Here is a 12,610-nt window from a genome sequence, read left to right as displayed (position 1 = left end):
GGTGGCGGGGCCGCCGTCTGGCAGAATCCTCCCGGTGACCCAGGTGGTGCGCCAGACGACCCGTGACCTCAGGCGGCACAACCGCGCGGCACTGCTCTCCTCGCTCTACCTCCGCGGCCCCGTCAGCAGACTGGAACTGGTAGCTGAATCGGGACTTTCGGCCGCCACCGTTACCAACGTCGTCTCCGAACTCATCGCCGACGGTGTCGTCGCCGAGGCCGGATCGGTCGAATCGGACGGCGGCCGCCCCCGGACGCTGCTGGCCGTGCGGCCGGAGTTCGGGCACGTCGTGGGCGTCGACGTCAGCGAGACGCACGTCGAGGTCGGCCTCTTCGACTGCGCGCTCGGCACCCTCGGCACGATCCGGCACCCGCTCGTCGGCACCCGGCTCGACCCGGACGAAGTGGCCGGACTGGTGCGCACCGGCATCGCCGAAGTGCTCGAAGGCGGCGATCCGGACGCGGTGTTCGGCGTCGGCATCGGCGTGCCGGGCGCGGTCCGCGACGGCGGCATCGTGCACGCCCCCACGCTCGGCTGGCAGGGCGTCAATTTCGCCGAGCTCATCCACCCGCACATCCGGGCGCCGCTGCACCTGGACAACCGGGCCCGCACCCTGGGCCAGGCCGAGACCTGGCGCGGCGCCGGCCGGGGCGCCGAACGCGCCATCGTCGCCCTGCTCGGCGTCGGCGTGGGCGCCGCGGTCGCGACGGCCGGGCGGTCGCACCCGGGCATCACGACCAGCGAGTGGGGCCACACCGTCGTCAAGGCGGCCGGGGCGCCCTGCCGGTGCGGTTCGCACGGCTGCCTGGAGGCCTACGTCGGCACCGAGGCGATCGTCCGCCACTACGCCGTCCGCGTCGGCCGGGAACCGGTCATCGGGGATGAAAGCGACGGCGAGCTGGCCCGGATCGTCGCCGAAGCCGAAGGCGGTGGTCCGGCCGCCGACGTGCTCGCCGAGACCGGCGAATACCTGGGCATCGGCATCGCGAACCTGATCAACCTGCTCAGCCCCGATCGGGTGGTGCTTTCCGGTTCGGCCGGAGCGATCATGGGACAGGCGATCCTCCCCGCGGTCCGCGACGCCGTCGAGCGGCACGCCCTGGACTACCTGGCCGAACGCACCGAGGTCGTCCTCGGCCGGCTCGGGCCCGAGGCGGTCGCGCTCGGCGCCGCGACCCTGCCGATCGCCCAGCTGCTGGCGAACGGTGGCCGCGTCGGCTGAAACCCTTGCGTCGCAAGGAGTAGTTCGATCAACAGGTCCAGACCGGCAGTTCTTTCAGAACTTAAACTTAGGCACAAAAAGTTACCGCCGTGTTATTGACGTGACCCGAGTCACCCGGGTTGACTTCGGGACGTCGTTCGGTCGCCGGCGGTCGGGGCTCGCTACCAGTCGACAGCAAGTAGTCGTCGATGACCAGGAGGAACCGATGCGAGTCAAGCGCGCAGTGGTCGCAGCGCTGGCGGTGGTGATGGCCCTGGGGGGCCTGACCGCGTGTGGGGGCAGCAGCACCAACGCCGCCCAGAGCAACCCGGACGCCGTGCTGAACGTCGGCAAGCCGGACGGCCCGCAGGCGGAGAACAACAACCCGTTCCTGGAGACCTCCGCCCTGTCGAACATGGGCTACCGGTGGATGATCTACGAGCCCCTGGTCATGCTCAACCGCGTCAAGCCGCAGGAGCCGGGCAAGCCGTGGCTGGCCACCAAGTGGGACTGGTCGGACAACTACAAGAAGGTGGTCCTGACCGTCCGTGACGGCGTCAAGTTCTCCGACGGCCAGCCGATGACCGCCGAGGACGTCGCCTACACCTTCCAGCTGCTGCGCGACAACAAGGCGCTGAACGTCGACGCCGTCCCGTACAAGGACATCACCGCGGCCGGCAACCAGGTCACCCTGGCCTTCGACGGCTCGCAGTTCGTCAACCAGGTCAAGATCCTGCAGACGCTCGTGGTGCCGAAGCACGTCTGGAAGGACGTCAAGGACCCGGCGCTCGACCTGGTGAAGAACCCGATCGGCACCGGCCCGTACACGCTCAAGTCGGCCACCCCGCAGACGATGATCGTCACGCGGCGCGACAGCGGCTACTGGCAGGAAGCGCCGAAGGTCAAGGAGATCCGCTACACCTCCTACACCGACAACAACGCGCAGGTCAGCGCCCTGGTCAACGGGGCGGCCGAGTGGAGCTTCGTGTTCATCCCGAACTACAAGGCCGTCTACACCAACAAGGACCCGCAGCACTACAAGCTGTGGTTCCCGGCGCAGCTGGCCGTGCACGGCCTGTGGTTCAACACCGAAAAGGCGCCGTGGAACGACGCGAAGCTGCGCCAGGCCGTGAACAAGGTGATCAACCGCGACGACGTCTTCAACCAGGGCGAGGCCGGCTACTTCTACCCGAAGAACGACCAGGTCACCGGCATTCCCACGCCGGCGGGCGACCCGTTCATCGCGCCGCAGTACAAGGGCCAGACGGTCAAGGTCGACGTCCCGGGCGCCAAGGCGCTGCTGACCGGGGCCGGCTACAAGTTCAACAGCGACAAGCTGGCCGACCCGAGCGGCAAGCCGGTCACGATCAAGCTCACCGTCCCGTCGGGCTGGTCGGACTACATCACCGACCTCGAGATCATCAAGGACAACCTGGCGCAGATCGGCATCACCGCCACGGTCGACAAGATGAACCAGGACGCCTGGATGAAGTCGGTCGACACCGGTGACTTCGAGGGCCTGATGCACTGGACCAACGACGGCTCGACGCCGTACGACATGTACCGCGACGTCATGGACGGCAACCGCTACAAGCCGACCGGCCAGGGCGGCATCAACGGCAACTACGGCCGCTTCAAGAACGACGAGGCGACCAAGGCGCTCGAAACCTACGCGAACGCCGAGGACGACGCCGCCCGCACCGCGGCCATGGCGACGCTGCAGAAGATCATGATCGAGCAGCAGCCGATGATCCCCACGTCGGCGGCCAACTCCGGCGGCGAGTACAGCACGAAGAACTGGGTCGGCTGGCCCGACGACGCCAACCCGTACGCGCCGGCCCAGCCGACGCTGCGCAACGCGCTCGACATCGTCCTGCACCTCAAGCCCGCGGCCTGACGATGGCGGATTCAGCCGTGACGACCGAGCAGTCCCCCTCCGACCCCGTCGCCGTCGGGTCGGAGGGGGACCTCCCCGTGGTCCTCGAAGCCGCGGGGCTTACGAAACACTTCCCGGTCCGGCGGCGTGGCCGGGCCGCGCTCACCGGGCCCCGGCGCAGCGTCCAGGCCGTCGACGACGTCACCCTGACGCTCCGCCGCGGCCGGGTCACCGCGCTCGTCGGCGAGTCCGGTTCGGGCAAGTCGACGGTCGCCCGGCTGCTCGCGGGCCTCTACCCGCGCACCGGTGGCGACATCCGGCTGCACGGCGAGACGGTGAACGTCAAGCACGGCAAGGCGTTCCGCGCCTACGCCCGCCGGGTCCAGATGATCTTCCAGGACCCGTTCGCCTCGCTGAACCCGGTGCACACCGTGCGCTACCACCTGACACGGGCGCTGAAGATCCACGGCCGGGCCGGTGACGACCTGGAGAAGTCGCTGCACGAGCTGCTCGCGCGCGTCCAGCTGACCCCGCCCGAGCGGTACGTCGACAAGTTCCCGCACGAGCTCTCCGGCGGCCAGCGCCAGCGCGTCGCGATCGCGCGGGCGCTCGGCGCCGACCCCGAGGCGCTGCTGGCCGACGAGCCGGTGTCCATGTTGGACGTCTCCATCCGGCTCGGCGTGCTGAACCTGTTGCGGGACCTGAAGGAACGCCTGCACCTGGCGATCCTGTACATCACGCACGACATCGCGTCCGCGCGCTACTTCGCCGACGAGACCATGGTGATGTACGCGGGCCGGATGGTCGAAGGCGGCGACAGCGAGACCATCACACAGCGGCCGGCGCACCCGTACACCCGGCTGCTCATCGAATCCGCCCCCGACCCGGACCGGATCGCGGGCGGGGCCGACCCCGGGGAGACGCCGGCCGAACGCGGGTCGGGTGAGCCGCCGAGCCTGATCGACCCGCCGCCCGGCTGCCGGTTCCACCCGCGCTGCCCCGTGGCGATGGAGCGGTGCAAGACCGAGCTGCCGCCGCGGCTCGACGTCGGCGATGCGCCGGGGCACTGGGCCGCCTGCTGGCTCTACGACGGGGCTGCCGGATGAGGTACCTGCTGCAACGGCTGGGCTTCTACGTCTTCACCGCGTGGGCCGCCGTCACCATCAACTTCTTCATCCCGCGGATGATCCCGGGCGACCCGGTGCAGTCGCTGATCGCGAAGAACCAGGGCATGATCAGCGCGGACGCGATCCAGTCGCTGTACGTCCTGTTCGGACTGGACAAGAACGAAAGCCTGATCTCCCAGTACTTCGACTACTGGGGCCAGCTGTTCCGCGGCGACCTCGGGATCTCGTTCACGTTCTTCCCGACGCCGGTGTCCGACCTGCTCACCGACAGTCTGCCGTGGACGATCATCCTGGTCGGCATCACCACGGTCGTCGGTTTCGCGATCGGCACCGGGCTCGGCGTGGTCGCCGGCTGGAAGCGCGGCTCGTGGGTCGACGGCCTGCTGCCGGTGACGACGTTCCTGTCGTCCATCCCGTACTTCTGGCTCGGCCTGATCGCGCTGACGATCCTGGCCGGCCCGGGCAGTTTCTTCCCGTCGTCCGGCGGGTACGACCCGGGTACCGTGCCGGGCTGGGACGGGTCCTTCATCGGCAGCGCGATCCAGCACAGCCTGCTGCCCGCGCTGACCATCCTGATCAGCTCGATGGGCAGCTGGATCCTCGGCATGCGCAACATGATGGTCACGGTCGCGTCGGAGGACTACGTGACCGTCGCGCACGCCAAGGGCCTGCCGGAACGCCGGGTGATGGTCGGGTACGCGGCGCGCAACGCGTTGCTGCCCAGCGTGTCCGGCTTCGCGCTGGCCCTCGGGTTCATCGTCGGCGGCACGCTGCTGGTGGAGATCGTCTTCTCCTACCCCGGCGTCGGCTACCAGCTGTTCCAGGCCGTCGGCTCGCAGGACTACCCGCTGATGCAGGGCATCTTCCTGATCATCACGCTGTCGGTGCTGGTGGCGAACCTCCTCGCGGACGTCGCCTACCTCGCGCTCGACCCGCGCACCCGGAAGGAGGGCTGACATGGCCGTACCCGCGGCGGACGTCAAAGCCGCCCAGGCCCTTCCGCTCGAAGCGGTCGCGCGCCGGCGCCGCTTCCGGTTCCTCACCGGCGGCAAGACCGTCACCGGTGTCGCCGTCATCGGTTTCTTCCTGGTCATCGCCGTCATCGGGGACTGGGTCGCGCCGTACGACCCGTCGGCGCGCAGCAGTGACCTGCTGGAGGCGCCGTCGGGGCGGCACTGGTTCGGCACCACCCACCTCGGCCAGGACATCTTCAGCCAGGTCGTGGTCGGCACGCGCAGCGTCATGCTGGTCGGGCTGGCCGCCGGGATCGTGGCGACGATCCTCGCGGTGATCGTCGGCGTGACGTCCGGGTACCTCGGCGGCACGCCGGGCGAGGGCCTGTCGGCCCTGTCCAACGTGTTCCTGGTGATCCCGGCCCTGCCGCTGATCATCATCATCGGCAGCGCGGTGCCCACCGGGGGCGACATCCTGGTGGCGGTGATCATCGGCTTCACGTCGTGGGCGTGGGGCGCGCGTGTCCTCAGAGCACAGACGCTGTCGCTGAGGGGCCGCGAATACGTCGAAGCGGCCCGGGCGACCGGCGAATCGACGTGGCGGATCATCTTCTTCGAAATCCTGCCGAACCTGACCGCGGTGATCGCGTCCAGCTTCGTCGGCACGGTGATCTTCGCCGTGATGTCGGAGATCACGCTGGCGTTCGTCGGTGTCTCCGGACTGTCCAACTGGAACTGGGGCACGATCCTGTTCTGGGCGCAGAGCCAGCAGGCCCTCGCACAGGGCGCGTGGTGGTGGTTCGTGCCGGCCGGGCTGGCCATCGCCATTCTCGGCACCGCGTTGTCCCTGCTCAACTTCGGCATCGACGAGTTCGTCAGCCCGCGGCTGCGCGGCAGCGGGAAAGCCCGCGTGCGCGGCGCCGACGGGAAGACGCATCGCATGCGGGTGGGCTTCACGCCCGTGCTCGGGCGGGAGGAACAGCCATGATGGACCCGGTGCTGGAGATCAAGGGCCTGGACGTCGACTACGGCGTCGGCGACGAGGCCGTGCGCGCGGTCCGGGACGTGCACCTGACGCTGCACCGCGGTGAAGTCCTCGGCCTGGCCGGGGAGAGCGGCAGCGGGAAGTCCACTTTGGCCTACGGGCTGACCCGGCTGCTCGCGCCGCCGGGCGTCATCCGCGGCGGCGAGGTGATCTACCACCCCGCCGACGGCGAGCCGTACGACGTCCTTCGCCTGACGGACAAGCAGCTGCGGGACTTCCGCTGGGCGGAGACGTCCATTGTGTTCCAGGGCGCGATGAACTCGCTGAACCCGGTGCACAAGGTGGTCACGCAGCTGGTCGACGTCATCAAGGCGCACGAGCCGGGCACGACCCGCGCGGGCCGGCTCGCGCGGGCTCGCGATCTGCTGAAGCTGGTGGGGATTTCGGCCGACCGGCTGGAGGCGTACCCGCACCAGCTCTCCGGCGGCATGCGGCAGCGGGTGATGATCGCGATGGCCCTGGCCCTCGAACCCCGGGTCGTCATCATGGACGAGCCGACCACCGCGCTGGACGTCGTGATGCAGCGGCAGATCCTCGGCCAGCTCGTGGAACTACGGGAACGGCTGGGGTTCTCGGTCCTGTTCATCACGCACGACCTTTCGCTGCTGGTGGAGTTCTCGGACCGGATCGCGATCATGTACGGCGGCCGGATCGTCGAGCAGGCGCCGGCGGCCGACCTCTATCGCGACGCGCTGCACCCGTACAGCCACGGCCTGCTGAACTCGTTCCCCGCGCTGCGGGGGCCGCGGCGGGAGCTGACCGGGATCCCCGGATCGCCGCCGGACACGCGCGGGATGCCGGCCGGCTGCGCGTTCCACCCGCGGTGCCCCAAGGCCTTCGAGCCGTGCGACTCGGAGGTGCCCGTGCTGGGGTTGCCCGGCGGCGAACCGTCGCGGGAAGTGGCCTGCTTCCTGCACCCGGTCGCGACCCCCTGAACGCCGTCTGTCCTATCCGGTCCACCTGGAGGAGACCCGCCTTGACCGAGACCACCGCCGCGACCGCCGAACAGCAGGCGCTGATCGACACGCTGCCGCCGGACTTCCGCTGGGGCGTCGCCACCGCCGCGTACCAGATCGAAGGCGCGGTCGCGGAAGACGGGCGCACTCCGTCCATCTGGGACACCTTCTGCCAGGTCCCGTGGGCGATCGACAACAATGACAACGGTGACATCGCCTGCGACCACTACCACCGGATGCCGTCGGACATCGAGCTGGTGCGTGACCTCGGCGCGGACACCTACCGGTTTTCCGTGGCGTGGCCCCGGGTCCAGCCGCGCGGCCGCGGCGGCGTCAACGAGGCGGGCCTCGGGTTCTACGACCGGCTCGTCGACGAGACCCTGAGCCGCGGGATCACGCCGTGGTTGACGCTGTACCACTGGGACCTCCCGCAGGAGCTGGAGGACGCGGGCGGCTGGCCGGCACGCGACACGGCGTACCGGTTCGCGGACTACGCGATGCTGGTGTTCGACCGGCTGTCCGACCGCGTGCGGCATTGGACGACGTTGAACGAGCCGTGGTGCTCGGCGATGCACGGGTACGTCCACGGCGTGATGGCGCCGGGCCGCCGTGACTACGCGGCGGGGTTGCACGCGGTGCACCACCTGCTGCTGGGCCACGGGCTGGCGGTGCAGCGGATGCGCGAGGCGGCGCCGGCGGACACGCAGTTCGGCATCACGCTCAACATGTGCACGGCCGACCCGGCGACCGACTCCCCGGAGGACGTCCGCGCGGCCCGCCAGGCCGACGGCCTCGGTGTCCGGATCTACCTGGACCCGCTGGTGCACGGGCGGTACCCGGACGACGTGGTGGAGGACCTGGCGTCGCGCAGTGTCCGGCTCCCGGTCCAGGACGGCGACCTCTCGGTGATCTCGACGCCGCTGGACTTCCTGGGCGTGAACTACTACTTCGGCCAGCAGTTCTCGGGCGTGGACGACACCGGAGCGGCGGTGGACGCGGACGGCGTCCCGGCGTCCCGCGTGATCCCGTTCGGCGAACCGACGACGGCCATGGGCTGGGAGATCCTCCCCGGCAAGTTCACGGAGCTGCTGACGCGGCTGGGCCGCGACTACCCGGGCCTGCCGATGTACATCACGGAGAACGGCTCGGCGTTCGACGACGACCCGGATTCCTCGGGGTTCGTGCGCGACGACTCACGGACGGCGTACCTGGCCTCGCACATCGCCGCGGTGGCGGCGGCCCGCCAGGCGGGCGCGGACGTCCGCGGGTACTTCGCGTGGTCCCTTTTGGACAACTTCGAGTGGGCTTACGGGTACGCGAAACGGTTCGGCTTGATCCGGGTGGATTACGAGACGCAGGAGCGGACGATCAAGCAGAGCGGGTACTTCTACCGCGACACCGTCCGGCGGGTCCGCGGCAGCTGAGCCGAAGTCCGTGAAGGCCGCCTCGCGGTGGCCTTCACGGGCGAGCGGTCAGCCAGCGGGCGATGATCGTCCGCTGGATCTCCGACGCCCCTTCGTAGATCCGCGGCGCCCGGACCTCCCGGTACAGGTGCTCCAGCAGGTGCCCGCGCCGCAACGCGCGGGCGCCGTGGAGCTGGACCGCCGAATCCACGACGAACTGGGCCGCCTCGGTCGCGAACAGCTTTGCCATCGCCGCCCGGCCGCCGAGGTTCTCCTCGCCAGCGTCGTACGCGCTCGCCGCCGCGTAGACCAGCAGCCGTGCTGCTTCCGTGCGCGTGGCCATCTCGGCCAGCGCGTGCGCCACCGCCTGCTGCTTGATCAGCGGTCCGCCGAACGCTTCACGAGACCCGGTGTAGTCCACCGTCGCGTCCAGGGCGGCCTGGGCCATGCCGACCGCGAACGCGCCGACGCTCGGGCGGAACAGGTCCAGCGTCCGCATGGCCACGGAGAAGCCACGGTTCTCCTCGCCGAGCAGTTCCTCACGCCGCACGGGGACACCGTCGAAGGTCACCGTGCCGATCGGGTGCGGGCTCACCAGGTCGAGGTGTTCGCCGCCCAGGCCCGGCCGGTCGGCGGGGACGACGAACGCGCTCACCCCGCGCGAGCCCGCGTCTGGGGTGGTGCGGGCGAACACCGTGTAGAAGTCCGCTTCCGGGGCGTTGGAGATCCACATCTTCGTCCCGGTGAGCCGCCAGCCGTCGCCGTCGGGCTCCGCCGCCAGGGACAGCGCGGCCGCGTCCGAGCCCGCGTCCGGTTCCGTCAGCGCGAACGCCGCCACCGCGTCGCCCGCGGCCACCGCCGGCAGCCAGCGAGCGACCTGTTCGTCCTGTCCGGACTGGAGCACCGGGTAGCTTCCCAGGCCCTGCAACGCCAACGCTGTCTCGGCCTCCGTGCTCACGGTCGCGAGGTTCTCGCGCAGGATGCACAGGTCCGTGGCTGCCGCCTGCCTCGACGGCGTGCCGGAAGCGACGCCGGGGAAGAGCCGCGCGAGCAGGCCGAGCGCACCCATCGCCTTGAGCAGCGGCCGGTTGACCGCACCCTCCACACCGGACTCGGCGAGCGGGAACAGCTGCTCGGCCGCCAGCTGCCGCACTTCGGCGGCGAACGCCTGCTGGCCGGGGGTCAAGGCGAAGGTCATGACGAGGCTCCCGGTCGCCAGCGGGCGTGGGCGGTCCCGGCCGGCCCGGACCGGACGAGGTCGAGCCGCGGTTCCGGACCGTCGCTGCGGCCCGTCTGCGGTTTGCGGCTGCCCGCGGCGAACGGCTTCGGCCACGCCATCGGGTACCCCTGCTCGGCCGCCGCGTGCAATGTCCACTGTGGATCGTAAAGGTGGGTGCGGCCGAGGGCGCAGAGGTCCGCGCGGCCGGCCAGGATCAGCGAATTGACGTCGTCGTAGGAGGAGATCGCGCCGACCGCGATCACCGCGATCCCGTACTCCTCGCCGATCTCGTTGCGGATCCGGTCGGCGTACGGCGTCTGGTAGCTGCGGCCGTACTGCGGCCGTTCCTCGCTGACGACCTGGCCGGTCGAGACGTCGATGCCCGCGGCGCCGTGGGCCGCGAACGCCCGGGCGATCTCGACGGCGTCGTCGGCGTCGATGCCGCCTTCGCACCAGTCGGTCGCCGAAATCCGGACCGTCATGGGCCGCTCCGCCGGCCACGCCGCCCGCACGGCGTCGAAGACCTCCAGAGGGAACCGCAGCCGGTTCTCCAGCGAGCCGCCGTAGGAATCGGTCCGCTGGTTGGTCAGCGGCGAGAGGAACGACGAGAGCAGGTAGCCGTGCGCGCAGTGCAGCTCGAGGACGTCGAAACCGGCGCGGGCGGCGGCCTCGGCGCTCGCGACGAACTGCTCGCGAATGTCCGCGAGATCCGATGTGGACAGTTCACGGGGGACCTGGTTGCGGTCCGAATAGGGCAGTGCCGAGGGAGCGCAGATCTCCCAGTTGCCCGCCGGGAGCGGCTCGTCGATGCCGTCCCACATGAGCTTCGTCGAGCCCTTGCGGCCGGAGTGTCCCAATTGGACGCCGATCCGCGCGGGTGTCTGCGCGTGCACGAAGTCGACGACCCGCTGCCACGCGGCTTCCTGTTCCGGTGTGTACAGTCCGCCGCAGCCCGGCGTGATCCGGCCTTCGGGGGAGACGCAGACCATCTCGGTCATCACCAGGCCGGCGCCGCCGAGGGCCTTGCTGCCCAGGTGCACCAGGTGGAAGTCGCCCGGCACGCCGTCGACCGCGGAGTACATGTCCATCGGGGACACGACGATCCGGTTGGGCAGCTCCAGCCCACCCAGCGAGAACGGCTGGAACATCGGCGGCCGCGACGTCGTCCCCAGCGAGCGGGCGAACCAGTGGTCGAGCTCGGCCGCGAACTCGGGGTCGCGCAGGCGGAGGTTGTCGTAGGTGACGCGGCGGCTGCGCGTCAGGATGTTGAACGCGAACTGCGGCGGCTCCTGGTGGGCGTACTGCGCGATGTTCTCGAACCATTCCAGGCTGGCCTGCGCGGCGCGCTGCGTCGACGTGACGACCGGCCGCCGTTCCTGCTCGTAGGCCTTCAAAGCCGATGCGACGCCGTCGTTCTCGTGCAGGCACGCGACCAGCGCGAGCGCGTCCTCCATGGCCAGCTTCGTGCCCGAGCCGATCGAGAAGTGCGCGGTGTGCGCGGCGTCGCCGAGGAGGACGACGTTCTCGTGCACCCACGTCTCGCAGCGGACCGTGCCGAACGAGACCCACTTCGAGTTGTTCGCCATGACCTGGTGGCCGTCGAGGACGTCGGCGCACAGTTCGCGGATCAGCGCGATCGACTTCTCGTCGCTCTCGCCGGGCTTCAGCGACGTCGCCGCGATCGGGCCGAACGTCCGCTGCCAGACGTCCTCCTGGACTTCGAGGATGAACGTGGAGCCGTCGCGGCCGTACGGGTAGCCGTGGATCTGCATGATCCCGGCCGGCGTCTCGAGGACGTAGAACTTGAAGGCGTCGAACACCAGGTCCGTGCCCAGCCAGATGTACCGGCAGCGGCGGGTCTCGACGCTCGGCCGGAACGTCTCGGCGTACCGCGCGCGCACCGCCGAGTTGACGCCGTCGGCGGCGACGACCAGGTCGTACCCGGAGAGGTCGGCCGGCGCCTCCTCGCAGAAGTGCAGTCCGACGCCGAGCTCGCCGCAGCGGCCCTGCAGGATGCCGAGCAGGCGCTTGCGGCTCATCGCGGCGAAGCCGTGGCCGCCCGAGGTGGTGACCGTGCCGCGGTAGTGCACGTCGATGTCGTCCCACCGGGCGAATTCGGCCGTCATCGCCTCGTGCACCGCCGCGTCGGCGTGCTCGATGCCGCCGAGCGTCTCGTCGGAGAACACCACGCCGAAGCCGAAGGTGTCGTCCGGCGCGTTGCGCTCCCAGACGGTGATTTCGTGGCCGGGACCGAGCTGTTTCGCGAGCGCGGCGAAGTACAGACCCGCCGGGCCGCCACCGATGACCGCGATTCGCACGAGGTCCAGGGTATGTCGTGAACCGTACGACCGTCAATAACGCGAAAGATGGCGTACGGTGGGCGCATGGAACGCATCAACCCGCCGGAGCTGGGCAAGCCGTCCGGGTTCTCGCACGCGGTGGTGGCCGAGGGCCGGGTGGTCTTCCTCGCCGGCCAGACCGCGCTGGACGCGTCGAACCGGATCGTCGGCGAAGGCGTCGTCGAGCAGTTCGAGCGCGCCCTCGGCAATCTCCTGGCGTCGCTGCGCGCGGCCGGCGGGGCGCCGTCGGATCTGTGCAGCGTGACGATCTACATCGTGGACATGGCCGACTACCGCGCCCACGCGCGCGAGATCGGCCGGGTCTGGAAGCGCCTCGCGGGCACGGAGTACCCGGCGATGGCGGGCATCGGCGTGGCCCGCTTGTGGGACGAGGAGGCTTTGGTCGAGGTCCAGGGCTTCGCGGTCGTGGGGGGGGGGGGGGGGGGGGGGGCCCCCGGACGCGCGCGCAACACCCCGCCGCGGGTCAACCC

Annotated in this window: 10 protein-coding genes; 8 read left to right on the top strand and 2 right to left on the bottom strand. The window is 70.2% G+C overall.

Going from position 1 to position 12,610, the window contains the following annotated elements; all coding sequences use genetic code 11:
* The first annotated feature begins 34 nt into the window (after positions 1-34).
* From ABZW17_RS40215 to ABZW17_RS40185, 7 genes are all read left to right on the top strand, one after another.
* Entirely contained in the window at positions 35-1,222 is a 1,188-nt protein-coding gene (locus ABZW17_RS40215) for an ROK family transcriptional regulator (protein ID WP_354826238.1), read from the top strand.
* Between the two features lie 205 nt (positions 1,223-1,427).
* Positions 1,428-3,098, top strand: coding sequence for an ABC transporter substrate-binding protein (locus ABZW17_RS40210; RefSeq protein WP_354826235.1), 1,671 nt, complete (start codon positions 1,428-1,430; stop codon positions 3,096-3,098).
* Between the two features lie 17 nt (positions 3,099-3,115).
* Entirely contained in the window at positions 3,116-4,183 is a 1,068-nt protein-coding gene (locus tag ABZW17_RS40205) for an ABC transporter ATP-binding protein (RefSeq protein WP_354826233.1), read from the top strand.
* Positions 4,180-5,160, top strand: a complete 981-nt coding sequence (locus ABZW17_RS40200) for an ABC transporter permease (RefSeq protein WP_354826230.1) — start codon at positions 4,180-4,182, stop codon at positions 5,158-5,160. Before ABZW17_RS40205 ends, ABZW17_RS40200 begins: the two co-directional genes overlap by 4 nt.
* A gap of 1 nt (position 5,161) precedes the next feature.
* The gene (locus tag ABZW17_RS40195) at positions 5,162-6,145 is read left to right on the top strand and encodes an ABC transporter permease (RefSeq protein WP_354826227.1); all 984 of its coding nucleotides are present in this window, start codon (positions 5,162-5,164) and stop codon (positions 6,143-6,145) included.
* Complete coding sequence (locus ABZW17_RS40190; protein WP_354826224.1) at positions 6,142-7,137, top strand: ABC transporter ATP-binding protein; 996 nt, start codon at positions 6,142-6,144, stop codon at positions 7,135-7,137. Before ABZW17_RS40195 ends, ABZW17_RS40190 begins: the two co-directional genes overlap by 4 nt.
* A 41-nt stretch (positions 7,138-7,178) precedes the next feature.
* A complete protein-coding gene (locus ABZW17_RS40185; RefSeq protein WP_354826221.1) occupies positions 7,179-8,582 on the top strand; it encodes a GH1 family beta-glucosidase in 1,404 nt (467 codons plus the stop codon).
* A gap of 34 nt (positions 8,583-8,616) precedes the next feature.
* On the opposite strand, the gene ABZW17_RS40180 is transcribed toward ABZW17_RS40185, so the two are convergent.
* Both ABZW17_RS40180 and ABZW17_RS40175 read right to left on the bottom strand, forming a co-directional pair.
* Complete coding sequence (locus ABZW17_RS40180) at positions 8,617-9,759, bottom strand: acyl-CoA dehydrogenase family protein (protein ID WP_354826218.1); 1,143 nt, start codon at positions 9,757-9,759, stop codon at positions 8,617-8,619.
* Positions 9,756-12,098 carry a bifunctional salicylyl-CoA 5-hydroxylase/oxidoreductase gene (locus ABZW17_RS40175; protein WP_354826215.1) on the bottom strand — a complete coding sequence of 781 codons (2,343 nt, stop codon included), beginning with the start codon at positions 12,096-12,098 and terminating at the stop codon, positions 9,756-9,758. Before ABZW17_RS40175 ends, ABZW17_RS40180 begins: the two co-directional genes overlap by 4 nt.
* Before the next feature lie 66 nt (positions 12,099-12,164).
* Between ABZW17_RS40175 and ABZW17_RS40170 the strand changes: the two genes are divergently transcribed.
* A partial coding sequence (locus tag ABZW17_RS40170) for a RidA family protein (RefSeq protein WP_354826212.1) occupies positions 12,165-12,610 on the top strand: 446 nt, incomplete at its 3' end.

This window comes from Amycolatopsis sp. NPDC004625 (assembly GCF_040609695.1).
Lineage (GTDB): Bacteria > Actinomycetota > Actinomycetes > Mycobacteriales > Pseudonocardiaceae > Amycolatopsis.
The sequence above is the reverse complement of the archived record's forward strand: the minus strand, read 5'-3'. Positions and strand labels throughout refer to the sequence as shown.

Coding starts and splice junctions, on each gene's coding strand:
- ABZW17_RS40195 (WP_354826227.1), top strand. CDS start 5,162: ATGGCCGTACCCGCGGCGGACGTCAAAGCCGCCCAGGCCCTTCCGCTC.
- ABZW17_RS40210 (WP_354826235.1), top strand. CDS start 1,428: ATGCGAGTCAAGCGCGCAGTGGTCGCAGCGCTGGCGGTGGTGATGGCC.
- ABZW17_RS40200 (WP_354826230.1), top strand. CDS start 4,180: ATGAGGTACCTGCTGCAACGGCTGGGCTTCTACGTCTTCACCGCGTGG.
- ABZW17_RS40180 (WP_354826218.1), bottom strand. CDS start 9,759: ATGACCTTCGCCTTGACCCCCGGCCAGCAGGCGTTCGCCGCCGAAGTG.
- ABZW17_RS40190 (WP_354826224.1), top strand. CDS start 6,142: ATGATGGACCCGGTGCTGGAGATCAAGGGCCTGGACGTCGACTACGGC.